Origin of the sequence: Spongiibacter sp., assembly GCF_041602295.1 — a bacterium.
Lineage (GTDB): Bacteria > Pseudomonadota > Gammaproteobacteria > Pseudomonadales > Spongiibacteraceae > Spongiibacter.
Genome location: NZ_JBFIGO010000042.1, coordinates 1 through 23,485 on the forward strand (window position 1 = coordinate 1; position 23,485 = coordinate 23,485).

Below are 23,485 nucleotides of genomic sequence, written 5' to 3' on the forward strand. Positions count from 1 at the left end.
AATGAATCGATTTCGCCTAGCGTTTATAGAAATACGAGCCGAATTAGCCGTTTTTGCAATAGCGTCATTGCTGGTTATTTACCTCGCAGCCGTTGGAATCTATATCTTTGAAAATCCTGCTCAGCCTCAAATATTTCGATCGGTGTTTGATGGCATCTGGTGGGCTGTGGCAACGCTAACCACCGTAGGCTATGGCGATGTATATCCGATCACTATGGGAGGTAAGGTGTTTACTTTCCTTGTTCTTGCAGTTGGGCTGGGTGTCGTGGCGGTCCCATCCGCCTTGCTGGCTTCTGCGCTTTCTCGCACACGAACTCAAGAATGACCGCGATTGGTTGATATTTACATTGGCGGAAAAAGCAATTCGAGGCGTATGCTTTATTCATGCTGCCGAGATTAGTCTTGAGCGCCTGTATGTCGTTTGAGTCGCTTCGTATTGATGAGTAACTTTGGGCGTTCGTATTTGAATTCTTGCTGGTGACTGAAGGTCATGATGCTAGGAATTTATTTCGGTTGGGATGAGGGTTTGGGCACACCGTGGGCACAGGATGGGCACAGAGAGACTTTTGCTTAGGCAATAAAAAAGGCGAACCAGTAAGTTACTGATTCGCCTTTTCTTTTTTGGTAGCGGGGGCAGGATTCGAACCTACGACCTTCGGGTTATGAGCCCGACGAGCTACCAGACTGCTCCACCCCGCAATTGACTGGTTGTCTTGTTCTCGAAGACAGGACGCGCATTATAGGGATGCGTTTTGGGTCTGGCAAGCCCTCATTGTGTTTTATCTTAAAAAGTTGGCAGAGGCCTTAGCCGCTGTGGCGAATGGCGCCGTCGACTGGCAATACCGTACCGTTGATGAAGGAGCCTGCGTCACTGGCCAGTAGAATAACGGGGCCGATGAGTTCGTCAATGTTCCCCAGGCGCTTGGCGGGCATGGCATTTATATAAGCTTTTCCTGCATCTGTGGCGAAGAAGTCCTGGTTCATTTCGGTGAGGAACCAGCCGGGGGCAATGGCGTTAACGCGGATGTTGTGGCGCATTAAGTCCAGAGACATGGCTTGGGTGAGGTGGGCCACTGCCGCTTTGGAGGCGCAGTAGGTGGTTTGGCCGCTCTGCGCCATGATTGCCAGTACCGAGGCAATATTGATGATGCTGCCGGGAATGGCCGCTGCCGCCATGCGTTTGGCGCCCTCTTGAGCGACGTTCCACACGCCGTTGAAATTGGTGCCCATGACGAAGTCGCGAGAGCTGTCGTCGATTTTTAGGAAGTTTTTCGGGTCGGCGACGCCGGCGTTGTTGATGATAATGTCAGACGTGCCGGCCAGCTGTTCGGCGCGGTCAAAGCCGGCATTGACGCTGCTGCGGTCGGCCACGTCCATGGCTACGGCGTGAGCGATGCCGCCGGCCGCCCGTATGTCTTCCACCAGCACCTCGAGTTTGTCGACTCTGCGGGCGCAGGCGATGATTTCTGCGCCGGCTGCGGCCAGGCCTTTGGCGATGCCGTGTCCTAGGCCGGATGAGGCGCCGGTGACTAGGGCGCGGCGGCCGGCGAGGGAGAATTTTTCCAGGCTCATAAGATTCCTCGTTGTGCTTTGGAGTGGTGTTGCACGATTAAAGCGAGTTTGTCGGGCTAGCGAAAGGACTTTGCGTGTCCGGTTGCGGCTGTGGGCGCGTGCCGGCAATCTCTGGCGGTTGGCGACATTAGCGACACGCATCCGGCCGGCAATTGCGGTAGAATTCCCCCCTTTGATTTTGCCCTTGCCGCCTTCGATGCGGGTGGTGGCGCGGCTTTGAGTATTGAAAATGACAAAAATAGATGAATTTGCCGATATTCGGCCCTATTACGACAGCGAGGTCCGTGAGGTGTTGGATCGGCTGTTGGTCGACCGCGAGCTGCTCAATGCTGTTGCTAATCTGCGGATGCCGCGCGCCAACCGCTGGTTTCCCAAGTTACTGCGCCCGCTGGTGAGCGCGATTTTGCGCCGCCAGTTCCGGAATGTATCGTCGGTGGCTGAGTTTCAGGTGGTGGTGAAGGACTATATGGCACAGATGATCGCTAGCAGTACCAGCGGTCTCGGTGTATCTGGGCTGGAGCATTTGCAGGCGAATAGAGCGTACTTGTTTATCAGTAACCACCGCGACATCGCTCTGGATCCGGCCTTTGTCAATTACGCCTTGCACAGCAATGGTCTGGATACTGTGCGCATTGCCATTGGTGATAATTTGCTGTCCAAGCCCTTTGCAGCAGATCTGATGCGCGTGAACAAGAGCTTTATCGTGCAGCGCAGCGCCAAGGGGCCGCGGCAGATGTTGGCGGCCTTTCGCAAGCTGTCTAACTATATTCGCCATTCGCTGCAGAACGAGCAGTCGTCTATTTGGATTGCCCAGCGCGAGGGGCGAGCCAAGGACGGCAACGATGCGACGGAGGTCGCATTGGTGAAAATGATCGGCATGTCACAAAGCAAGGGGGAGGAGAGTTTTGCTGAATTTGCGGCCGCCCTCAATATTGTGCCGGTGAGTATTTCCTATGAGTGGGACCCGCTGGATGCCGCCAAGGCCCGCGAATTGGCGCAGATTGAGCGCGATGGGAGCTACCAGAAGGCCGAACACGAAGACCTGAAAAGCATCGCTGCAGGTATTGTTGGCAACAAGGGGCGGGTACATGTGCACTTTGGTGAGCCGCTGCGCGGTGATTACGCCGATGCCGGTGAGCTGGCGGCGGCCCTGGATCGGCAGATTATTGGCAATTACCAACTGCACAGCAGTAATGTCCTCGCTTATATGCAGTTGTTCGACGACGAGCGTTGGCGGGAATTGGGGCTGCCGCAAATCAGCGAGTCACAGCAGCAGGAGTTTGATCAGCATTTTGCCAATATGCCGCCCGATTATCGCCGCAAAGCCTTAGAGATCTATGCGCGGCCGCTCTGCAATCAGTTGCGTTTGTGCGATGAGGTTCAGGCGTGATGGTGGGGCTGCCCATTCGGATGGGTGTTGTCGGTGCTTAACGCTGAATTAAAGGAGCAGATTCAGGGCGCCTATCGCCAGTTTTTGAATAGCAAGTCGCTGCGTCCGCGCTTGGGGCAGCGGCTGATGATCGCCCATATTGCCCGGGTGTTGGGCGGGGTCAAGCGCAATCAGGACCATCAGCGCAGCGGCGGTGATCACCTCTGTGTGGTGGAGGCGGGCACCGGCACCGGCAAGACCCTGGCCTACGCGCTGGCGGCGATTCCTATTGCTCGTGCATGCGATAAAACGCTGGTGATCGCCACCGCCACGGTGGCGCTGCAGGAGCAGATCTTACAACGCGATTTGCCCGACATTCTTCAGCACAGCGGGCTGTCCTTTAGCCTCAGCTTGTCTAAGGGCCGTCGTCGCTATCTCTGTCTGTCCAAACTCGACCAGATACTCAGTGGCGGCGAAGCCAAAGCGATGCCGCTGTATCCCGACGAGCGCAGCGCGGTGCCAGACAGCGGTGCGCTGGCGCTGTATACGAAATTTGCCGATCAGCTGGCGAGCGGTAGCTGGGATGGTGATCGCGATAATTGGCAGGCGGTGCTGCCGGAAGAGCAGTGGCAGCGGGTGACCACCGATCATGCACAGTGCAGCGGTCGGCGCTGCAGCCATGTGAAACAGTGCAGCTTTTTTAAGGCGCGTGAGTCGATGGCCCAGGCCGAAGTGGTCGTGGCCAACCACGACTTGGTGCTGGCCGATTTAGCCCTGGGCGGCGGTGCCATATTGCCGCCGCCGGAAGACTGTATCTATATCTTCGATGAAGCCCACCACCTGCCAGACAAGGTGATTAATCATTTCAGCGCCAGTTTTCGTCTCGGTGCCAGTGAGCGCTGGATGGAACAGGCCGAACGCAGTTTGGCGCCGATACTGGCCTTGCCGGCGATGCAGAAATCACTGCGCGGCCAGTTTGATTCGCTGCTCAATTTGTTGATTGCCGCGCGCGAGGCCATGGTGCCACTGCGGCCGATGTTAAGTGAACTGCTGATGACCGCCAGCGAGCGCCAGGGCAACCGGCAGCTGCGCTTTGAGGACGGCTGCGTGCCGGCCGAGTTGGCGGCGCAGGCGCGGGAATTGCGCGCCGGCTTTGGTGCGGTAGTCCAGCACTGCGAAGCGCTGGTATCCACCTTGCAAGAGGGGCTCGACAAGGGGACGCTGGAACAGCGTCGCGAGGAGCTGGAGCAGTGGCTGGGGGATGTGGCGGCCATGCGTTTTCGCTGCCAAAACATACTGGCTTTGTGGCAGTCCTACGCCAGCGATAGCACTCAAGAGAAACCGCCCATTGCGCGTTGGCTGGCGCAGGTGGATGCCGGTCAGGGCTTGCGGGATATCGAGCTGAACAGCAGTCCGATACTGGCGGCCAAAACCCTGCAGTCGTCACTGTGGTCGCGCTGCTACGGCGCAGTACTCACTTCGGCGACACTGACCGCGCTGGGTAGTTTTAAGCGCTTTAGTATGCGCGCCGGGCTCTATGAGGACGCCAGTTTTGAGGTGGTGCCCAGCCCGTTTCAGCACGCCGAGGCGGGCGAGTTGCATATTCCGGCGATGGGCTGCGACGCCGGTGATGCCGAGGCGCACACCGCCGCGCTCATTGAAATGCTGCCGGAGATGCTGGATAAAAGCGCCGGCAGCTTGGTGCTATTTGCCTCGCGCCGCCAGCTCAATGCGGTATACGAGGGAATTCCCCTGTCGCTGCGCAAGTTGGTGCTGGCGCAGGGCGAGCTGCCCAAACACGAGATATTGAGTCAGCATCGCGGGCGCCTCGATGACGGCAAGGGTAGTGTGATCTTCGGCTTGGCCAGTTTTGCCGAGGGCGTCGACTTGCCGGGTAAGTACTGCTCCCATGTGGTGATTGCCAAAATTCCCTTCGCAGTGCCAGAAGATCCGGTCGAGGAGGCCTTGGCCGAGTGGATTAGCCGCAATAATGGCAATCCCTTTATGGAGATTACCGTGCCGGACGCAGCGGTGAGATTGATTCAGGCCAGCGGCCGATTGCTGCGCAGCGAAAGTGATCGCGGTCGCATCAGTATCCTGGACCGGCGCATTGTCACCCGTCAGTACGGCCGTCAAATGCTGGCCTCGATGCCGCCCTATCAGCAGATCATTGAGTAGCTTATGAGTCGCGATCACGATATTGCCGCCACATTGATCGATATCGAAGCTGAGCTGCGCGGTATCGGCCACTGGGATCGCCAGTCGCCGCCGCCAGAGGCGCTGCGCAGTGAGCAGCCGTTTGCGGTGGATACCCTGGCCTTTAATCAGTGGCTGCAGTTTATTTTTATTCCGCGCATGCGCTTTTTGCTAGAGCAGCAACAGGCGCTGCCTGGCGCCTGCAGTATCGCGCCGATGGCTGAGGAATTTTATCGCGGGCAGAACTTGCCGGTTGCCGAGTTGCTCGATGCGCTGCGGCGCATCGATGCTCTGCTTGATGGGCGTGATACTTAGTTGGCGCTGCTGCCGCCGTCTTCGGCGGCCATGACCATGCGGACCAAATGGGCCAGTGATCGCACGCCCATTTTTTCCATGACGCGCGCGCGGTGAATCTCTACGGTACGTTGGCTGATATCTAGGTCGTAGGCAATAACCTTGTTGGCCTTGCCTTCAATCATGAGCTCCATTACCTGTTTTTCTCGGGGGGTTAGCTCGCTTAGGCGTTCAATAATTTTGTGTTTTTCTTCCAGATCCGCGCGGTTCTCCGCATCGGCAGCAATGGCCTGTTGGATCTTGCCGAGTAGCTCTTCTTCGCGGTAGGGCTTCTGCACAAAATCAACCGCGCCGCGCTGCATGGCTTCGACAGCCATGGGCACATCACCGTGGCCGGTGACAAAGATGATTGGCAATATGGAATTGCGCATATTCAGCTGGCGCTGCAGCTCCATGCCATTCATGCCGGGCATGCGGATATCCAATACCATGCAGCCCGCCATGTTAGTGGAAAAGTCCTCTAAGAAAGCGTCGGCGCGCGAGTACGCGGCAACGTGATAGCCGACTGACTCTAAGACCATTTGTAGGGAGTCGCGGACAGCGTCGTCGTCCTCAACCAAATAGACTGTGGCTTCTTTTGTCATTATCCCGTCCTTGCATTATTCGGTTTATGCCGCTCAGATTAGCTGAAACAGAGGGGGTTTTACTAGCCTTGTGGGTAAAAACGCTGGTCGGACACTGGCGCAGCGTGATCTGAGTCGATAAGCTCCGGTGTAGAAGCCGTTGGGCTGCCAATATTAGAATAAAGGGTGCGCATGAAATCGAAGCGCAGTTTAGTGCAAATATACCTTCTCAGCCTGGTTGCCTTATCGGCGATTCCCCTGGCGGTGCTCGGGTATATTTGGATTGCCAAAGAGTACGAGAGTTACACCCAGCAAAGTGAGGCTTGGCGCGATAACTATATAGAGGCGCGCCGAGAGCTGCTGCGCCGCGAAGTGGATAAGGCGGTGGAGTATCTGGAATTTCGTCACACCCAGCTCAACCGTCAGCTGTATAACGACTTGCGCCATCAGGTGGCTATCGGTCTTTCGCTGATCGAGAATACCCGCAAGGAATTTGTCGGCGAGAGTCGCGCCGAGCAGCGCAACCGTCTGCGCACCACCATGAGCTCGCTGAGCTTCCACGATAACAGCGGCTTCTTTTTTCTTTTCGACGACGCCGGTACGGCGATTCTGCCGCCCATGCACCCCGCGGGCAAAAGGCGCCTAAAAGATGGCAAGCTGCTAAAGGCATTCGCAGAGCAAATCCGCGCGGTGACCCAAGAGAAAAACTACGATTTTGTTGAGTACCGCGTCAGTGATCCCAAACGCCCTGGTGAGGGGGAGCGCAATTTCAGCTTTGTGTATTACTACGAGCCGCTGGGCCTGTATATGGGGGCCAGTGTGTACTTGCGTGATGAGGTGGCGCGGGTGCAGAAGGAAGTGGTGGAGCGCATTGCTGCGGTACCGGTAGATACTGAAAACTCTATTCTTTTTGTTGTTGATGGCGACGGCCGGCAATTGGTAAACGGCTATGATCCCGACTCGGTGGGGCAGCCAATGCCGGAAGTGCTGGCTGCAGCACAGGGGATTGATGCCCAGGGTAACCGCTTGTTTACGGAACTGAGTTGGCGCAACCGCGAGGGTGGTCGCCAGCCCGTGGTGTCCTATATCCGCCGTTACCAGCCCTGGGGCTGGACATTGGGGTCGGCGGTATTTCTCGATGAGCTAAATGCTAAGTTGCAAGCTGAGCGCACCGCGCTGCAGAAACGTGTCGAAGAACATATTCTGTTCATCTTACTGATCGCTTTTGGCTTGATGTTGTTTTCGGTGGTTGCCGCGCGATGGTTGGCCCGCCACAGTGCGCAGGGCTTTAATATTTTTCAGCAGTTCTTTGCTGACGCCAGCAAACGCTCCACTTTTATTGATGTCGATCGCCTGCCGTTTGCCGAGTTCCAACATTTGGCAGAAGACGCCAACTTTATGGTGGAGAAGCGCACTCAAACCGAGCGTGCATTAAAGCTCAGTGAACGCCGCTTTCAGTTGGCTCTGGACGCGGCGCAGAACCATTTGTGGGACCTGGATTTGAGTACCGGCCTGGTAACAGTGGGGACGAGTTTCTTTCGCTCATTGGGCTATCCGCCGCCGAAAAAGCCCTATCCTGTTGGCGCGTTTAAGGAGATTGCCTACCCAGATGACATGCAGATCATTGCCTCGGCGGTAGACAGCTGGTTGGGGCTGGCTACTGGTAATAGCGTTGAGTTTCGGGTGCGTGACAGCAACGGCAACTACCACTGGATATATAGCCGCGGTGATGTTGTAGAAAATGACGAGCGGGATCAGCCGTTGCGCGCAATGGGTATTATGACCGACATTACCGAGCGCAAGCGCATGGAGCAGGACTTGGTGGATGCCCGTATTGCCGCCGAAGACGCGCTGCATGCAAAAAGTCAGTTCTTGTCCAGTGTTAGTCACGAGTTGCGCACGCCGTTAAATGGCGTGTTGGGCTATGCCCAGTTGTTGCAAAAAGAGAAGGGCTTTCCAGAGGAAAGTCAGGAGTATCTGCACGCGATTGAAAGTTGCGGTAAGCATTTGCTCAACCTGATTAACGATGTGCTGGATCTGGCAAAAATTGAAAGTGGCAATCTCAATGTTGTGTTTGAATCCAACGACCTTGATGAGGTGGTGTCCAGCGTCAGTGATATTGTCGGCCACCGAGCCAAGTCCAAAGGCTTGGAGTTTGTTGTTGATGTTGGCGGAGATGTGCCGCGAAAATTGCAGTTCGATGCGGTCAAGTTGCGCCAGGTGCTGGTTAATCTTCTCGACAATGCTGTGAAGTTTACCACTGAGGGAAAGGTCAGTCTGGCGGTACGGGTGGGCGAGCCGGCCGATACCTTGCAGTTTGAAGTGCGAGATTCGGGTATTGGTATCCCTGAAAATAAGCGCCGCGATGTTTTTGAACCGTTCCGCCAGGTCAATCCACAAGATGGTAAAGGCACAGGGCTGGGGTTGGCTATTTGCCGGCGCTTGGTGGAGGCGATGGGGGGTAGCCTCAACTTGCGCAGCGAAGTGGGTGTGGGCAGTTGTTTCTATTTCTATGTTCCCTTGCTGCCTGTTTTTGAATCCGCTCCGTCACAGCCGCTTGCCGTGGTTGAGAAAGTGGAGGACGCCAGGGATGATGCCGAGCTTGCTGAAATCCGTGGCAATCCCGCGGTGATTGTCGCCGACGATGTGGCGGTTAATCGTCAGGTGTTGGCGGGGATGCTTGAAGATATTACCGACGATGTGCGCGAGGCGGCTAATGGCCGAGAGGTGATCGATCTTCTCAACGAGCGTGGCGCTGATTTTATTTTGATGGATCTGCGTATGCCGGAAATGGATGGCATGGAGGCGACGCGGATAATCAAGCAGGAAATGCATAGTGATGTCGCGATTATTATGGCTTCCGCGACCACCGATGAGGGCATGGTTGAAGAGGCGAGGTCGGTGGGCTGTGATGATTTTCTTCCCAAGCCGATTAGCATGGCGGATCTCTATAAGGTGATGGCGCGCTACAGTGACAGTGAGCCGCGTGCGGAAAGGGTGGCGCCGGAGCCTCAAACGGTCGATTACATTCCGCCACCACCGGGGGATCAAGGCGGTGCGCTAGGGCTGAAACCGCTGTCGGAGGAATTGTTGGGAAAAATTATTGAGGCGGTGGAACTGGGTGATGTCACCGGTTTGCGGGAGTTACTGGGGCAGTTGCGTGAGCGTCATCCGGAGCGGGTAGAACTCAGTGATCAGGCCGAGCGCCTGCTGCGCGACTTCGATTTTGAGCGCCTGGGGCAGCTGTTTCGGCGCCTGAGCGAGGGAGCGAGTTTGAATGATGCATGACCGGGGTGGCGAGCAGATACTGTTAGTTGACGACAATCCCACGAACTTACAAGTGTTGTTTAAAACCTTAGAGGGCAGTGGCTACCGATTATTGGCTGCTCGCGACGGTGAATCTGCGCTGTATACCGCCCGGCGCGCCAAGCCCTCTTTGGTGCTGCTGGATATTATGATGCCGGGCATGGATGGCTTTGAGGTGTGTGAGCGCCTAAAGGCCGATCCGGAAACCGCGGATATCGTGGTGATCTTTCTGTCGGCGTTGACCGACAGCCAGTCGAAGGTTCACGGCTTGGCTATCGGTGGGGTCGACTACATTGCCAAGCCCTTCCAGGCTGATGAAGTGCTGGCGCGGGTGCGTACACACATCAAGTTGCAGCGCCTTGAGCGCGCCCTCGCGCGCCGTAACAGCGAGTTGGAAGACGAGAATCAACGCATCCTTAATGCGGTTGAAGAGGGTATTTTTGGTTTGGATGCTGAGGGCCGGGTGTCGTCGATGAATGCGCGCGCGGCTGAGTTGACCGGTTGGCCGCAGGGCGATGCTTTGGGTGAGCCATTGCTGGCGCTGAATTTATTTCCCGGTGACGATGGTTTGAATCAATCGCTGGCCTTGTTGTGTGAGGCTGGCGTCAGTCTGCGCAAAAATCACGTTGAGCTGACCTGCCGCGACGGCGAGTTAGTGCAGGCGGCGCTCAGTGGCAGTGCGCGGGCAGAGGGGGGCGCGGTGTTGGTGTTGCGTGACATCGGTGAGTGGTTGGCCAACCAGCGAGCGCTTGAGCAGGCGCGCAGTGAGGTTGACCACCAGCGTCAGCATCTGGCACATATCGAGCGTCTGAGTACCGGTGGCGAGATGGCTGCCGGGATTGCCCACGAGGTCAATCAGCCGCTGACAGCGGTGACGAATTACGCCAGGGTGGCCCAGCGTTTACTGGCCGATTTACCCGAGGAAAAGCGTGAGAAATTGAGTGATGTGCTCGCTAAGATTGGTGTTCAGGCAGAGCGTGCCTCGGCGGTAATTCAGCGTATGCGCAGCTATGTGAGAAAGCCCTCGGGGGCCAAGTCGATGATCGAGCTGAATGACTTGCTCGACGACGTGTTGGCGTTGGCCGAAGTCGATTCCAAGGTTAATCGTACCCGCGTGGTGTTGATGGGGGCCACTGACCTGCCGCTGATTTACGGCGACGAGGTGCAGATCCAGCAGGTGGCGCTGAATTTGATCCGCAACGCCATGGAGTCGACGGCTGCTGCGGGGAGTCCGCGACCAGTAGAGGTGAGCAGCTTTTTCCTTAATGGCCGGGTGGGTTTTCGCGTGCGCGATTTCGGGCTCGGCTTGGTTAAGGAGGTGGAAGAGCAATTGTTTAGCCCCTTCGTGACCTCCAAAGAGGGGGGCATGGGTATCGGCTTGTCGGTGTCTCAATCTATTATGCAGGGACATGGCGGCGATATTCACTATGAGCCCAACCCCGGTGGCGGGGCGGTGTTCAGTTGTGAATTCCCGCCGGCGGCCAATGCCGCCGATAGTGCCGCGTCCGAGTCCGTATAGCGCTGGTGGCCGTTGGTGATGAGCAGTGCCGGACGACGCTGAACGGCGAGCCGCTGGTATATCGTTTGCGTCGTGATCCGCGGCGCAGGCGCCGTTTGGCGCTCATGGTGTCGCCCTGTGGCGAGGTGGAAGTGCGGGTGCCGGTGGCGGCCTCACAGGCAGATATTGACCGCTTGCTGAGTCGTCACGGCCAGTGGCTGCTTGATCGCCGCGAGCGCGCGCTATGCCAGCCTCAGCCGGACATGTCACAGCGTTATAGTTGTGGTGCCTCCTTTTTCTACCTTGGCGAGCGCTGCCAGCTGCGTTTGCGAGAAGGCCGCGGTGCACAGCTCGATTGGCCGCAGCGACGACTCGTGCTGGGGGTGAGTAGCCGGCAGCCTCAGCGGGTACGCGAACGCTTGCTGAGCTGGCTCCGCCAGCGTGCTGCCGAAGACTTTGTGCAGCGGCTGGCACAGCGCAGTGCCGAACGTCCCTGGCCGCAGTCGCCACCGCCGCTGCGTCTGCGCGCAATGCGCTCGCGCTGGGGAAGCTGTTCGCAAGCGGGTATCTGTCTGAACACCAGGTTGATCCAGGCACCTGTGGCCTGCATAGATATGGTGATCATCCACGAGCTTTGTCACCTGCAGCAAATGAACCACAGCCCGGCGTTCTATGCCTTGATGGACGCTGCCATGCCTGATTGGCGACAGCACAGTCGCCGGCTCGATGAGCTGAGTTTTCAGCTGTTGACGGACTGAGCCACGGCAGTGAACAGCAACATGCTGCTTTCCAGTGGCGATTCAAGACTCTCTCGGTAGTCGTTAAGTGCCCAGCGCCTAGCCATTTGTACTACGGCGCCGACCAGGCCGGCATAGACCATGGATTTGTTGGCGGCCGTTGACAGCTCTGAGATGCCTAAAGCCTGGGCAAGTTCGCCAAGCAGTTCGGCAAACTCCTCGGTTGCCTGATAGTACAGCGCATCCATGGCCTTACTGACGCCGAAAATCTCAAACAAAATCACCCGCGCCAATGCCGGTCGTGTTTGCAGTGTCTCAAAGAAGGCGCGTAAGCCTGCGTGCATGGTTTGTTCGGTCGTCAGCCCTGGTTGATCTATGGCCTGCAGCATGGCGTCGCGCAACAGCGCAGTTTGCTGCAGGTAAAGCTCCCCGAGTAGGGCTTCGCGATTGCGGAAGGACTCGTAGAAATACCGCTCTGTTAAGCCTGCTGTGCTACACAAGTTGCGCACGGTGGTATTGCTGTAACCCTGCTTGGCGACGACTTCCAGGGCGGCTTCCAGCAGCAGCTGGCGGCGCTCTGCACGGCGACTGTCGGGGCTTTGGCCGCGGTAGTTGCGGCTGGGGGGGGAGGGGGAATCGGTCATGGGGAAATTTTGACATGGAGTGTTGTCAGTTGTAAAGTGACAACACTCGTTGTCAGACTGCTGTTGTGGTCTGCTTCCCCCTCTATTTATTTGGCGGCCACGGTGTGGCCGGGAAAGGTACAAGGCTATGACAGAGCACAAGGCGAAACAGGATTTCGATTACGATTATCTGGTGGTTGGCTCCGGCTTTGGTGGCTCGGTATCGGCGCACAGGCTCACTGAGAAGGGCTATTCGGTCGCGGTTGTGGAATCGGGGAAGCGCTGGCACGCCGACAATCTGCCCAGCAGCAATTGGCAGTTCTGGCGCTGGTTGTGGCGGCCCATGCTCGGCTTGCGCGGCTTCTTTAATATCCGCTGGTTCCGCCATGTGCTGATTTTGCAGGGAAATGCGGTGGGCGGCGGCTCGGTCACCTATGCCAATACCCTGCTGGTACCCAAAAACATTGTTTGGCAGCAGGGCAGTTGGGCGGGGCTTAAGGACTGGGCGGGGGAGATGCCGGCGCATTACGCCACGGCTAAAAAAATGCTGGGTGTCACCGAAAATCGTATTCTCGGGCCCGCTGACTATGCGTTAAAAGAAATGGCGGAAGACTGGGGCTGTGGCGACAGCTTTTACCGGACGCAGGTTGGGGTGTTTTTCGGTGATGAGGGCGAAGAGCCAGGAAAGGAGTATGCCGACCCCTACTTCGGTGGTGAGGGGCCGGCGCGCAACAGTTGTATCGCCTGCGGGGGCTGTATGGTGGGCTGCCGGCACAACGCCAAAAACAGCCTGGATAAAAATTATCTGTATTTTGCCGAGAAACAGGGCGCCGAGGTGATCGCTGAAACCAAGGTAGTGGACGTACGGCCACTGGGCGCCGCCGACGGCAGCGACGGCTACGAGGTGACGGCGGTGAGTAGCACCAGTTTAATGCCGCTGCGCAAGCGCCGCTGGCGGGTGCGCTCGGTGGTTTTTGCCGCCTCGTCCTTGGGCACCCAGGAATTGTTGTTCAAGCTTCGCGACAGGGGTTCACTGCCGAATATTTCATCGCAGCTGGGCCGTCGTGTGCGCACCAATGCAGAGTCTTTGATTGGCGTGCGGCTGCCGGGTGATCCGCAGATGGATAAGGGCATCGCGATAGGGTCGGGCGTGTATCTCGACGAGCACACCCATATCGAGGCAACGCGTTATCCGCGCGGCTCCGATGCCATGGGGCTGCTGGTGACGGCAATGACTCGCGGCAATACCGGCGCGACGCGTATTGCCGTGTGGCTGAAAACCATTCTCAAGCTATTGTTTACCCGGCCTATCCAGGGCGCGCGTATGCTTGTTCCTTTCGGCTTGGCATCCCAGACGATTATTTTTTTATGTATGCAGACTTTGGAAGGGCATATTGACATGCGCTATCAGCGGCCTTGGTACTGGCCGTTTAAAAAGAGCATGGTCAGCCATGGCGAAAAAATCCCCGCGTATATTCCCCAGGCCAGTGATTTTGCGCAGCGCGCTGCCGACAAGCTCGGCGGTATGGCCGGCAGCTTGTTGACCGAAGTGCTGTTTAATATACCGGCGACGGCCCACTGTATGGGGGGGGCGGCAATCGGCAAAAATGCCGAGGAGGGTGTGATTGATGAGCGCAATCGCGTTTTCGGCTATCGGAATATGTATATCTGCGATGGGTCTATGCTGGCCGCAAACCTGGGGGTAAATCCCTCGCTGACGATCACGGCGCTGACAGAACACGCGATGAGCCATATCCCGGCCAAGCTCGAGCTCAGTTAGAAAGCCGTGCCGTCCGAGGCTTACAGGGGCAGTTGCAGCGAGAAATGGCCGCCCAGTTCGCGCTTGCCGGCAGCGGTCATACTCAGCTCGGCACGCAGGGAGCGGCCCAGGGTGTAGCGCAAGCCGGCGTTGCCCGTGTCGCGTTCATAGCGATGTTCGACGTAGTTGTAACCCAGTATCAACTCAAAGCGGCGGCTGAGCCGCAGGCTGCTGGAAACGGTAACGTCGCGGCGATCGGGTACCTCAACAAAGCTGGCGCGAGGTACCAAATCAGCCATCACCACCAGTTGGCCCCAGCTGCGACGGTAGTCGAAGCCGGCTAACAAGCGGTTGCGCTGTTTGTAGACACTGCCGCTGCTGCCGCTCATGTCTTCGGTATACAGGTCTTTGGCCAATAGCTGAAGGCCAACGTGGCCAATCTGGTGTCGCAGGCCGAGGTCGGCGTTGAGTTGCAGGTGGCTGTTGATGTCGGTATCCCAGTCGAAGACTTGATTTTGTTCGTAGTCGTCGTAGTCGATGCGGCGCTCCATCAGGCTAATGACTTGGATTTTGGCAAGGACACCAAACTCAGTATTGGGTAGCGATGGCACGCGGAAATGGTAGTTGAGGCCGACGTGGTTCTGCAGTACGGCAGAGACATTCATATACGATTCGAGATCCGGGCCGCCAAACACTCCGGTGACGCCGGCAAAGCGCAGCCGGTTTTCATCGTCTTCGTCGTAGTAAAAGCGCGCGGTGCCACGCAGTTCGCTGCCCACTTGGTAGTGCCAGGGGCTGTCCTTGGCGGTGGCCAGCATCAGCGCGCCGCGGCTGCGCAGGCTGGTCGTTGTGCCGTCCAAGGCCTCCAGGGCGGCGACGAGTTCACGTTCGTCACCGGGAATCAGCAAAAAACCCCGCGAGCGAGCTTCCAAATCCTCGCCCTCTTCCTTGACCTCTAGCGCTTTATCCAGCAAGTCATCGCGGTCGTCGAAGTAGATTTCGCCGTAGGCATAGAGCAGGTGTTCGCTGTTATCGCGACTGCGGCTGGCGTCGGCGGGATTGTTGTAGAGTCGCTCCAGATCGACGCGTGGCGAGGCCATACAGGTGGCGCTGCCCAGCAACAGGCAAGTGGCGGTGAGCAGTTTTGAAAATTGGCGCACAGGGTCTCCAGGCGTTGCTGCGACAGTTATGGCGCGCAGTGGGTGGCGCCAATATGATAGAGCTTGCTGGCGAGCATAGCTGCGCTCACTCTGTGCGGCAAGCGTGCTAGTTTTTTCTTGCGTACTAGGGCCGTTGTTTCTAGTCTGGCTGTGCTTAAAAAAATAACGAAGTTGATCGTATTATGAATGCCGATGTTTGCCTTCCTCCTCAGCGTAAAACCGTTTGCAGCTATCCGCGTGTGCTGCGACTGATTCACGGGCTGTTTGGCGGCATATTTCGGCTGGCGGGTTGGCAGTTTGCCGAGTCGGCGCCGCTTGAACGCAAGTATGTAATGGTGGTGGCGCGCCACACCAGCAACTGGGATTTTTTTGTGATGGTGGTGTTGGCGGCCAGCCTCGGCCGTCAAGTGCGGTTTATGGGCAAACACAGCTTGTTCATCGGGCCACTGGGCAGTTTGCTGCGCTGGTTGGGTGGCATCGCGGTGGAGCGCAGTAGCCAACATAATTTTGTTGAACAGATGGTGGCGCAGTTTGCCGACACCGACGACATGGTGCTGATTATTGCACCCGAGGGCACCCGCAAGGCAGTGCCTTGCTGGAAGGGTGGTTTTTATCACATCGCCCTGGGGGCTGGGGTGGCGGTGGTGCCGGTGTATTTGGACTACGGTCGCAAGCGTGCCGGTTTTGGCGAGCCCTGTATGCCGAGTGGCGATTTGCAGAGCGACCTTCCTCGTATTCAGCAGTGTTACGCTGGCGTTCAGGCGCGCCACCCAGAGGGTGACAGCAGCCATCCCGACAAGCAGGCGTAAGTTTTGCTGTCGGCGCGGCTATTGGTCGGGCGGGCGCTGGGCGGGTTTGTCTTCTATTTCTCGAAAAATGCGCTCCGCGGCGTCGTGGTCTTCTGACCACAGTTTGCGCGCCAGTCTGGCGGCGCTGTCTCGACTGAGGAGTAATTGCTGGCGGAAACGTCGGCAGTGACCGCAAATCAGTAAATGCATACGCAAGCGCAGGCCTTGCCAGCCCCGCGGGGGTTGGTCGAGATAGTCGCTGGCCCGATGGCTGACTTCCTTACAACTCAGCATTCTCCCGTCTCCTGAAAATGGTTGACGATATCCAGCAGTTTCATCCGGGCGCGGTGCAGTAGCACCCGCACATTGTTGTCACTCAGTAGCAGTTGCGCGGCGATGTCGGTGAGCGACATCTGTTCGAGGTCACGCAGCATAAAAACCGCTTTTTGATTTTCTGGCAGTTGTGTCAGCGTATGCTCAATACAATGGCGCAGCTGATCTTCTTCCAGCAGCCGCTCCGGGCTGCCCAGTTCCCAGTGGACAGGCGGCAATTGCCAGTGGCCATCGGGGCTAAAGCGTTGCTCAGCCAGCGCTGCGGGCAGTTGTTCAACGTCGGCAACATTCATATGGCGCTTCTCCTTGCGCAGTCGCGATTTTGCTTCATTGCTGACGATTTGAATCATCCAGGTCGACAGTGTCGAGCGGCCTTCGAAGCGGCCAATGGCTCGGTAGATGGACGTCCAGGCTTCCTGCACCACGTCTTCGGCAAATACATCGCCGATAATGGCGCGGGCAACGATCAGAAGGCGCTGGTTGTAGCGCGCGATTAAGTCGCGAAAGGCGGCGTTGTCGCCGTCGCGCAGGCGTTGCAGTAGGGCATCGTCTTGTTCTGCTTGGGACACGCTGGCTTGCCTTTCTGTGAGCACACGGGGCCTATAGTGTCCACGATAGCGGGGGCGCGCGGCAATGCCTGGGTGTGTATTAATGCCCATATTGGTCACTGGCGGCGCATGTAGCGACTGAGGTAGTGGTCGACGCTGACGTAGCGGCCACCGCCGAGTTTGATCAGTGCTATCAACATCAGCAGATAGGTGACAGCAAATTCAATGCCGTTGTTAAGGACCACAAAATTGCCGCTGCTGGTCAGCCAGTCGTAGTGGCCGTGTTGTTGCAAGAGTTCTCGGGCAGCACTCAGTTTTTCGGCTGAGGCCACGACGCGCTCGTTGGCAAAGGGCGCTGAGGGGTCGGCGATCGCCTGCCAGCCAAAGTCCCAGTGTACGGTGGTTGCGGCGACGATCATGGTAATGGCCAGGGGGATGGCAATCCAGCGGGTGGCAAGGCCGATCAATAGCAGTGCCGCGCCGGCCAGCTCAGTCGCGGTTGCTAGGCCGGCCATCAGTGTGGGCATGGGTAGACCTAGCCCCCATTCGGGGTTGCCAAACCAGGCCGCGGTATCGTCAAAATGACGATATTTGCTGCTGCCGGCCATCCAAAATATCGGCACCAAATAGAGTCTAAGCGCTAGTGAGGGCAGGCCATCCAGGGGCGTTAGCCCAGTGTGTAGTTGCTGCGCTAGGCGTTGGTAATACTGGCTGAGTAAGTCTTTGACTGCCATATAGCACGATCTCCGTATTGGGCGGGTCTTGTAGTTGTGACGATGGATGTGGGCGCTTGTTACAGTCGCCAGGCGGTGATGTTTTGCCGCGAAATATTCGCGCGGGTGGTGTAACAAGTTTTGTCGCAAGTCATCTATGCTATAGCGCGTAACGTAAACAAACCGCTCAATGAATACTTTCACAGTGATCAAGAGGTAACACCATGAATAAAATGACAATGACCGCTTTAACAGCAGCTATGTTTGCATCCAGTTTGACGTCGGCGGCCGTTAGTGATGCCGGCAACCCGTTTAGCGCTCAGTCTTTGAGTGGTGGCTATCAGCAAGTTGACTTCAGTAAAGATGCAGAAGGCAAGTGTGGTGAAGGCAAGTGCGGTGGCGACAAAGCTCGCGGTGAAGGCAAGTGCGGCGAGGGCAAGTGTGGCGCAGACAAGGCCAAGGGTGAAGGCAAGTGCGGCGCAGACAAGGCCAAGGGCGAAGGCAAATGTGGCGAGGGTAAGTGCGGCGCAGACAAGGCCAAGGGTGAAGGCAAGTGCGGCGAGGGTAAATGTGGCGCAGACAAGGCCAAGGGCGAAGGCAAGTGTGGCGAGGGCAAGTGCGGCCACTAAACTGATGGCGGCGTCGATGCCGCCAGCCATGTCTGGCAAAGGTCGCCACAGCTATTTATAGTGTGGCGACTGCGCCGCGGTGCAGCCCTGTAAAATTCAAACTAGGCGGTGCTGTGGCGCACATTTTTTCAACTCTTTCTGATGATAAGCGGCGCTTGTGGATTGGCGTCAGTCTGTCACTGCTTACGGTATTTCTATCTGCGACCGTTGCCGCGGTGGGTAAACACCTCGCCGGTATGCAGGTGCATGTGTCGGCGATGATTGTCGCCCAATACAGTATTTCCTTTTTGTTCACCCTGCCCGGTCTGGCGCGCAGCGGTTTGGGCAGTCTGCGCACTGAGCGCCCGGCCATGCACTTGCTGCGCGGCCTCAGTGGTGTCGCGTGCTTCTATTGCTATTTTTTTGCGCTGAGCAAAATTTCCCTGCTAGAAGCCACCTTGCTGCGCAACAGCGCGCCGCTGATGGTGCCGCTGCTGATTTTTTTGGCCCTGCGCGAGCCGATTAGCCGGCGCAGTTTGCCCCCCTTGCTGATTGGCTTTGCCGGTGTGGTGTTGGTGTTGCGCCCCGGCTTCTCCGAGCTGAGTCTCTGGCATTTGGTGGCGCTGGGGTCGGGGTTGGGGCTGGCGATATCGATGATTACTACCCGCCTGTTGGCCGCGACCGAGCCGGCGAGCCGCATTCTGTTTTTCTATTTTGCGGTGTCATTGCTGGTCAGCGTGCCCTTTTTTCTCTGGCAGGGCGGCGGTATCGCGCCCGCCGCCTATCCCTGGCTGCTGTATATGGGGGTGGTGATATACCTGTGTTTCCTGCTTTACACCTGGGCCTATCGCTATGTGTCGGCCTCGGCCTTGGCCCCCACCAGTTATTTTGCCGTGGTCTTTGGCGGCCTGCTGGATTGGCTGCTGTGGGGGGTATTGCCCGACCAGCTAACGCTGGCCGGCATTGCCCTGGTGATGCTCGGCGGGGTGCTGGTTATCGGCGGCCGCGACGAGGCTAAGACTTAAGCGGCGGATACAGCTCGGGCAGCGCCGCAGACTTAGCTTTTCGCTCGGCGCTGCGCCGGTCGCTGGTAACGGTGTTGAGTAGTCCGGCAAAGTCGGGGCTGGCGCCATTTGGCGCGTACAGCGCGGCATTGAGCTGGGCGATATAGGGCGCTAGGTCGGGGTGTCTGTCGGCTAGCGTTTCCAGGCTTTGGTAGTGTGCCTGCCCGCACTGTGCCCAGTGTTGCAAAGCCGCACGGGTGGCGAGGGTATCGCGCTGCTTGCAGGCTTTTCTGAGTGCTGCCAGCGCGGTTTTTTGCTGCGAGTTGTCATCACTGGCTGGTGGTGTCGCGGCAGTCTTAGTGCGTCGCGCCAGCAAAAACAGCGACAGCAGATTGCCCAACAGCAGTACGGCGATCGCGATGTAGTAGGTCAGGTGGCTGTGCGCGTCGGCGGCGCCGCTAGGCTCGGCTGTGGGCGCGCTGACGCTGTTGGGTGCAGTGTCGGCAAGTGGCACCGGTGGGCGGACCGCAGTGTCGGTACTGCCCGGCGCCGCGACGACATGGACTTGCCGCGCGGGCAACACCGCCAGCTGTGGTTGATTGTTGCGGGTATCCCACCAGGCAATGCGGATCTCCGGCAACTCATAGCGACCGGGGCGCGTTGGGATAATGGCGCTGGACTCGCTGCGCAGGCCGACCAAAATTTGTTCTTCACTGCTGTTTTGCAAACTCGGCTGGTCGGGGTAGACCTTGGCGTCGGCCAGCGCGTAGGCGGGCAGCGCTGGTAGTTGCGCCGCCATCAGGCCCTCGGCGCGAATATCGACGCGCCGGGTAATCGATTGTCCGACCTGCAGTTGCTCGGGGTCACCGCTCCACTCCTCGAAGATTTCCAGCTTGCTGGCCGGCAGCCACACCGCACCGTCAAACTCGGCGGGCGGCGCCTGAATGTCGAGCTGTATCGGCGGGCTGCGGCGCACCAGCAGGCGACCGGGATCGAGCAGCGAGGGGCGGTAGCTTTCTACACGCGCCTGCAGGGTCAGCGCGGGGATATCCAGGGGGCCGCTGCGCTGCGGGAAGATCGCATAGCGGCGTTCAATGACCTGATAGGTACGGCCGTCGATGCGCTGCCGGTAGCGGCTTTCTCCCAGTGACTCGACCAGTGCATTGTCGACCTCCAAGGCGTCCAGCGAGGCATCGAGAAAGTTGACCGAGCTGAACAGTTTGACACTGTACTCCAGCATTTGCTGTACATAACCGCGGCGCGGGTTGATATCGGCCTCCAGCCACACTTGCCGGTTGTCGGCACGCTGTTGACGGCTGCTGGTCGCCGGTTCAACAGTAATGGTAATGGCCTTGGTGAACTTGTCGCCCATGGCAATGGCGGGGATGGTGATATCCCCCTCGCGCTTGGGCGCCAGCGTGTAGTCCCACTGGCGGCTGCTGCTGATATCACCGTTGATGATATTGGTGCGGCTGCTTTGCTGGCGGTTGAGGATGTGGAAGTCGTCTTCCAGACTGCTGACATCGGGTTCGCCGCTGAATAATATGCTGTCGGCGCTGAGGGTCAGAATCAGCGTTTCTTCCAGTGCCAGGCGACTGCGGTCGACACTGGCGCGAACATTGGTGTCGGCCTGTAATGGGCCGCTGACAAGCAGTATGCACAGGCATAGCCAGCGCATTAGTGTTGTTGCAGGGTGGTCGTTAGTACGGGGCATAGTGGTCGGCCTCCGGCAGCTCACCGCGGCGGCGGCGCTGTTGGAATTGGTACTGGAATTTGTTGCGCAGCAGTTGGTCGGCGCTGTCGGGAATATTGCGCAGCCACTGCTCCTGAGCCTGTTCTTCCTCTGAGAGCGTGCCCTCACTCACCGCCAGTTGCTGCTCCGCGTCGTCGCCCTGTGGTGACTCGGGGCTGGGTTGGGCTGGACTCTGGCTTTGGGCGGAATCCTGGTTTGTGGCGTGCTGTTCGGCGGCCTGGCGCTGCGCGGCCTGTTCCTGTTGTTCCGGGCTGGCCGCTGGGTCGTCGGCGTTAGTGGCCCTGTCCTCGGCGTCGGGCGCAGACTGGTCGTCGCTTGCCTGCTCCGGCTGGGCCGTTTCGCTCTGGGAATCGCCATCTTGCGAGCGTGCGCCCGGCGATGAATTGCTGTCGGATGACTGCGGCTCTCCGCCGTCGTTATTTTCACTCTCTGAGGACTGTTGCTGTTGTTGCTTCAGTGACTCAAGTAGCGCCTTATTGGCGCGCGCATCAGACATCTCGGGGTTGCTCTTAAGCGCCTGCTCATAGGCGGCGATGGCCGCGTCTAAATCGCCGCTGCGGGCCAGTGCATTGCCGCGATTGTAGTGGGCGTCGGCAGTATCTGCTTGGGCAAAGGCCTGCGCGGCGGCCTGATAGTCACCGGCGCGGTAGTGGGCGCTGCCGCGCCACAGTGGGTCGCGAAAGTGTTGGGCGGCCGCTGCCGGGTCGCGCTCAAACAGCTCGGCCCCGCGCTGGTCTGCGGTTTGCCAAGGGTGCTGCCAGTCAAGGGCATAGCCCTGTTCGGGAAGGGTGATTGCGGCCAGCAGTGCCACCGGCAGGACGCTGCGGCGAAAGCCCAGCAGTGCGATGGGCAGTAACAGCAGGCACAGCCACACGCCGCCGTCGCGCCACTGTTCGAATTGCTGGTGGCGCTCACTTTCAGCCAGCGATTGGCTGCCTTTGGCGAGGGCGGTCAGCTGGGCTTCGCTAAGGCTGTTTTGCAAACTCAGGTAGTTACCGCCGCTGCGCCGTGCCAGAGACTGCATAAGAGCCTCGGGCATACGCGCCAGCACCATTTGGCCTTGCTCATCTTTGACAAAGCCGCCCTCGGGCAGTGGAATTGGCGCGCCCTGTTCACTGCCGACACCGAGGATGGATACCGGGATATCAGTGTTGCTGACAAACTGCTCCAGCCCCTTCAGCTGGGTCGCGGAAAAGCCATCACTGATCAGCAGGATATGGCCGTTGGGGCTGGCGGCGCGCTGCAGCAGCTCGGCGGCGCGCTGCAGGCCGGCCAGTGGATTGCTGCCCTGAATGGGCATCATTGCCGGATGCAGGGCTGGCAGCAGGGTGTTGAGGGTGTTGCCGTCGTCGGTGAGGGGGGCGACGACAAAGGCATCACCGGCGCTGGCGACTAAGCCTGTCTGGCCGTCGGCGCGCAGTTTCAGCAGGTCGCGAATGGCGTATTTGGCGCGCTGCAATCGCGAGGGTTGCAGGTCCTCCGCGAGCATCGATGGCGACAGGTCGAGGACAATCACCAGACCGGCGCGATCTTCCAGCACCGGGCTGGGCAGGCGCTGCCAGCTCGGCCCCAGGATCGCCAGCCAGCAAAGCAGGGCGGCCAGTGCCAGCGGCCAGCGGCGGCGTTTGCCGGCGGCGGGGGTGTCGAGCAGGTGGGGCAGTAGCTCGGCGTCAATATAGTGTTGCCAGCGGCGATCGCCGCGCGATTGGCGCAGCGACAGGAGTAGGGCGGCCAATAGCGGCAGCGCGGTCCAGGCCCAGTCGAGGCGCAGCCAGTGCAGTTCTATCATCGGCTGTTCCTCCGCGTGTCCAATAGCAGGGCGAGCGCGCAGCCGATGGCGATCAGCAGTGGCCAGTGCAGCAGCGAACGCCGCGGCCGGATATGTTGCTGCTCCTGCTCGACGGGCTCGAGTGCCGCGATGGCGGCGTAGGCGCTTTGCAGCTCGGCGGTGTCTCTGGCCCGGAAGTATTCTCCGCCGGTGCGGTGGGCGATTTCGCGCAGGGTTTTTTCATCGAGATCGGCAGAGGGGTTGATCTTGCGTGCGCCCAGGCGACTGCCAAATAGCCCGGGCAGCTCCATTTCGGTGGCGCCGACGCCAATGGTGTAGATGCGGATGTGTTCGCGCTGGGCAACGGCGGCGGCCTCTAGCGGCGGCAGGGTGCTGGCGGTGTCGGCGCCGTCGGTGAGCAAGACAATCACCCGGCTATTTTCGGGCCGTTTGCGCAGGCGCTTGATGGCAAAGCCGATGGCATCGCCGATGGCGGTTTGTTTACCGGCAAAGCCGACCTGCGCTTCGTCCATGAGTATGCCCAGGGTGTGCAAGTCGAAGGACAGTGGCGATTGAATATAGGCCTGGGAGCCGAACAGGATCAGCCCCAGTTTGTCGCCCTGACGCTGTCTGACGAATTCATTGACCACGGCCTTGACCACGGTAATACGCGGCAGCGCGTTACCTTGAATTTTCATATCTTGCTGGGCCATAGAGCCGGAGATATCGACCGCCAGCATCAGGTCGCGACCGCTGGCGGGCAGCGCTTGCGGGGCGCCGACCCACTGCGGACCACTGGCGGCAACCAGCAGGCTCAGCCACAGCAAACTCAT

General features: G+C 58.6%; 21 protein-coding genes and 1 tRNA gene. 11 read left to right on the forward strand and 11 right to left on the reverse strand.

Translation table 11 applies throughout. The features are described 5' to 3' along the window. Positions 1–325 (forward strand): potassium channel family protein (locus ABYM29_RS08815; protein WP_372864358.1); only part of this gene is annotated, 325 nt, incomplete at its 5' end. Between the two features lie 297 nt (positions 326–622). Here ABYM29_RS08815 and ABYM29_RS08820 read toward each other — a convergent pair. Next, positions 623–699 (reverse strand) — tRNA-Met (locus ABYM29_RS08820). A 105-nt stretch (positions 700–804) separates the two neighbouring features. Beyond that, the gene (locus ABYM29_RS08825; protein WP_372864359.1) at positions 805–1,572 is read right to left on the reverse strand and encodes an SDR family NAD(P)-dependent oxidoreductase; all 768 of its coding nucleotides are present in this window, start codon (positions 1,570–1,572) and stop codon (positions 805–807) included. Between the two features lie 229 nt (positions 1,573–1,801). Between ABYM29_RS08825 and ABYM29_RS08830 the strand changes: the two genes are divergently transcribed. The 3 genes from ABYM29_RS08830 to ABYM29_RS08840 are packed head-to-tail and all read left to right on the forward strand — an operon-like array spanning position 1,802 to position 5,452. Then, a complete protein-coding gene (locus ABYM29_RS08830) occupies positions 1,802–2,962 on the forward strand; it encodes a 1-acyl-sn-glycerol-3-phosphate acyltransferase (RefSeq protein ID WP_372864360.1) in 1,161 nt (386 codons plus the stop codon). Positions 2,963–2,995: 33 nt separating this feature from the next. Beyond that, a complete protein-coding gene (gene dinG / locus ABYM29_RS08835) occupies positions 2,996–5,119 on the forward strand; it encodes an ATP-dependent DNA helicase DinG (protein ID WP_372864361.1) in 2,124 nt (707 codons plus the stop codon). A 3-nt stretch (positions 5,120–5,122) separates the two neighbouring features. Next, the gene (locus ABYM29_RS08840) at positions 5,123–5,452 is read left to right on the forward strand and encodes a YqcC family protein (protein ID WP_372864362.1); all 330 of its coding nucleotides are present in this window, start codon (positions 5,123–5,125) and stop codon (positions 5,450–5,452) included. Here the strand turns inward: ABYM29_RS08840 and fixJ are convergent. Continuing rightward, the gene (gene fixJ / locus ABYM29_RS08845; RefSeq protein ID WP_372864363.1) at positions 5,449–6,075 is read right to left on the reverse strand and encodes a response regulator FixJ; all 627 of its coding nucleotides are present in this window, start codon (positions 6,073–6,075) and stop codon (positions 5,449–5,451) included. The genes ABYM29_RS08840 and fixJ overlap by 4 nt on opposite strands. Positions 6,076–6,246: 171 nt before the next feature. Between fixJ and ABYM29_RS08850 the strand changes: the two genes are divergently transcribed. Genes ABYM29_RS08850 through ABYM29_RS08860 form a run of 3 tightly spaced genes read left to right on the forward strand, consistent with a single transcriptional unit; the run spans position 6,247 to position 11,616 of the window. Next, on the forward strand, positions 6,247–9,342 hold the full coding sequence (locus ABYM29_RS08850) for a cache domain-containing protein (RefSeq protein ID WP_372864364.1): 3,096 nt from the start codon (positions 6,247–6,249) through the stop codon (positions 9,340–9,342). Beyond that, on the forward strand, positions 9,332–10,879 hold the full coding sequence (locus tag ABYM29_RS08855) for a response regulator (RefSeq protein ID WP_372864365.1): 1,548 nt from the start codon (positions 9,332–9,334) through the stop codon (positions 10,877–10,879). Before ABYM29_RS08850 ends, ABYM29_RS08855 begins: the two co-directional genes overlap by 11 nt. Before the next feature lie 5 nt (positions 10,880–10,884). Beyond that, the gene (locus ABYM29_RS08860) at positions 10,885–11,616 is read left to right on the forward strand and encodes a M48 family metallopeptidase (RefSeq protein ID WP_372864366.1); all 732 of its coding nucleotides are present in this window, start codon (positions 10,885–10,887) and stop codon (positions 11,614–11,616) included. Here ABYM29_RS08860 and ABYM29_RS08865 read toward each other — a convergent pair. Next, positions 11,598–12,239: a TetR/AcrR family transcriptional regulator gene (locus ABYM29_RS08865; RefSeq protein WP_372864367.1), complete on the reverse strand. Its 642-nt coding sequence runs from the start codon at positions 12,237–12,239 to the stop codon at positions 11,598–11,600. The genes ABYM29_RS08860 and ABYM29_RS08865 overlap by 19 nt on opposite strands. Positions 12,240–12,366: 127 nt before the next feature. On the opposite strand from ABYM29_RS08865, the gene ABYM29_RS08870 reads away from it, so the two are divergent. Next, positions 12,367–13,998, forward strand: coding sequence for a GMC oxidoreductase (locus ABYM29_RS08870; RefSeq protein WP_372864368.1), 1,632 nt, complete (start codon positions 12,367–12,369; stop codon positions 13,996–13,998). 20 nt (positions 13,999–14,018) lie between these two features. On the opposite strand, the gene traF is transcribed toward ABYM29_RS08870, so the two are convergent. Beyond that, complete coding sequence (traF, locus tag ABYM29_RS08875) at positions 14,019–15,137, reverse strand: conjugal transfer protein TraF (protein ID WP_372864369.1); 1,119 nt, start codon at positions 15,135–15,137, stop codon at positions 14,019–14,021. A gap of 182 nt (positions 15,138–15,319) precedes the next feature. Here traF and ABYM29_RS08880 point away from each other — a divergent pair, with 182 nt between their 5' ends. Further along, on the forward strand, positions 15,320–15,946 hold the full coding sequence (locus tag ABYM29_RS08880; RefSeq protein ID WP_372864370.1) for a lysophospholipid acyltransferase family protein: 627 nt from the start codon (positions 15,320–15,322) through the stop codon (positions 15,944–15,946). A gap of 18 nt (positions 15,947–15,964) precedes the next feature. Here the strand turns inward: ABYM29_RS08880 and ABYM29_RS08885 are convergent, their stop codons facing one another. The 3 genes from ABYM29_RS08885 to ABYM29_RS08895 form a co-directional block, all read right to left on the reverse strand. After that, positions 15,965–16,219 (reverse strand): zf-HC2 domain-containing protein, encoded by a 255-nt coding sequence (locus tag ABYM29_RS08885; RefSeq protein WP_372864371.1) that lies wholly within the window; start codon positions 16,217–16,219, stop codon positions 15,965–15,967. Further along, complete coding sequence (locus tag ABYM29_RS08890) at positions 16,213–16,827, reverse strand: sigma-70 family RNA polymerase sigma factor (RefSeq protein ID WP_372864372.1); 615 nt, start codon at positions 16,825–16,827, stop codon at positions 16,213–16,215. The genes ABYM29_RS08885 and ABYM29_RS08890 overlap by 7 nt, the downstream gene beginning before the upstream one ends. Before the next feature lie 95 nt (positions 16,828–16,922). After that, positions 16,923–17,540 (reverse strand): DoxX family protein, encoded by a 618-nt coding sequence (locus ABYM29_RS08895; protein ID WP_372864373.1) that lies wholly within the window; start codon positions 17,538–17,540, stop codon positions 16,923–16,925. Between the two features lie 239 nt (positions 17,541–17,779). On the opposite strand from ABYM29_RS08895, the gene ABYM29_RS08900 reads away from it, so the two are divergent. Both ABYM29_RS08900 and ABYM29_RS08905 read left to right on the forward strand, forming a co-directional pair. Next, complete coding sequence (locus ABYM29_RS08900) at positions 17,780–18,148, forward strand: hypothetical protein (RefSeq protein WP_372864374.1); 369 nt, start codon at positions 17,780–17,782, stop codon at positions 18,146–18,148. Between the two features lie 113 nt (positions 18,149–18,261). After that, positions 18,262–19,152, forward strand: a complete 891-nt coding sequence (locus ABYM29_RS08905) for a DMT family transporter (RefSeq protein ID WP_372864375.1) — start codon at positions 18,262–18,264, stop codon at positions 19,150–19,152. On the opposite strand, the gene ABYM29_RS08910 is transcribed toward ABYM29_RS08905, so the two are convergent. From ABYM29_RS08910 to ABYM29_RS08920, 3 genes are all read right to left on the reverse strand, one after another. After that, positions 19,142–20,845, reverse strand: a complete 1,704-nt coding sequence (locus ABYM29_RS08910) for a BatD family protein (protein ID WP_372864376.1) — start codon at positions 20,843–20,845, stop codon at positions 19,142–19,144. The two genes, ABYM29_RS08905 and ABYM29_RS08910, sit on opposite strands and share 11 nt — an antisense overlap. After that, complete coding sequence (locus tag ABYM29_RS08915; protein WP_372864377.1) at positions 20,832–22,673, reverse strand: VWA domain-containing protein; 1,842 nt, start codon at positions 22,671–22,673, stop codon at positions 20,832–20,834. The genes ABYM29_RS08910 and ABYM29_RS08915 overlap by 14 nt, the downstream gene beginning before the upstream one ends. Continuing rightward, positions 22,670–23,485, reverse strand: an 816-nt coding sequence (locus tag ABYM29_RS08920) for a VWA domain-containing protein (protein WP_372864378.1), incomplete at its 5' end; no start/stop codon positions are given. The genes ABYM29_RS08920 and ABYM29_RS08915, both read right to left, overlap by 4 nt.

What these genes read in the sequence shown, in the direction of transcription:
- ABYM29_RS08825 (WP_372864359.1), bottom strand. Translation starts at nt 1,572, where the DNA reads ATGAGCCTGGAAAAATTCTCCCTCGCCGGCCGCCGCGCCCTAGTCACC.
- ABYM29_RS08830 (WP_372864360.1), top strand. Translation starts at nt 1,802, where the DNA reads ATGACAAAAATAGATGAATTTGCCGATATTCGGCCCTATTACGACAGC.
- ABYM29_RS08840 (WP_372864362.1), top strand. Translation starts at nt 5,123, where the DNA reads ATGAGTCGCGATCACGATATTGCCGCCACATTGATCGATATCGAAGCT.
- fixJ (WP_372864363.1), bottom strand. Translation starts at nt 6,075, where the DNA reads ATGACAAAAGAAGCCACAGTCTATTTGGTTGAGGACGACGACGCTGTC.
- ABYM29_RS08850 (WP_372864364.1), top strand. Translation starts at nt 6,247, where the DNA reads ATGAAATCGAAGCGCAGTTTAGTGCAAATATACCTTCTCAGCCTGGTT.
- ABYM29_RS08855 (WP_372864365.1), top strand. Translation starts at nt 9,332, where the DNA reads ATGATGCATGACCGGGGTGGCGAGCAGATACTGTTAGTTGACGACAAT.
- ABYM29_RS08865 (WP_372864367.1), bottom strand. Translation starts at nt 12,239, where the DNA reads ATGACCGATTCCCCCTCCCCCCCCAGCCGCAACTACCGCGGCCAAAGC.
- ABYM29_RS08870 (WP_372864368.1), top strand. Translation starts at nt 12,367, where the DNA reads ATGACAGAGCACAAGGCGAAACAGGATTTCGATTACGATTATCTGGTG.
- ABYM29_RS08880 (WP_372864370.1), top strand. Translation starts at nt 15,320, where the DNA reads ATGAATGCCGATGTTTGCCTTCCTCCTCAGCGTAAAACCGTTTGCAGC.
- ABYM29_RS08885 (WP_372864371.1), bottom strand. Translation starts at nt 16,219, where the DNA reads ATGCTGAGTTGTAAGGAAGTCAGCCATCGGGCCAGCGACTATCTCGAC.
- ABYM29_RS08895 (WP_372864373.1), bottom strand. Translation starts at nt 17,540, where the DNA reads ATGGCAGTCAAAGACTTACTCAGCCAGTATTACCAACGCCTAGCGCAG.
- ABYM29_RS08900 (WP_372864374.1), top strand. Translation starts at nt 17,780, where the DNA reads ATGTTTGCATCCAGTTTGACGTCGGCGGCCGTTAGTGATGCCGGCAAC.
- ABYM29_RS08910 (WP_372864376.1), bottom strand. Translation starts at nt 20,845, where the DNA reads ATGCCCCGTACTAACGACCACCCTGCAACAACACTAATGCGCTGGCTA.
- ABYM29_RS08915 (WP_372864377.1), bottom strand. Translation starts at nt 22,673, where the DNA reads ATGATAGAACTGCACTGGCTGCGCCTCGACTGGGCCTGGACCGCGCTG.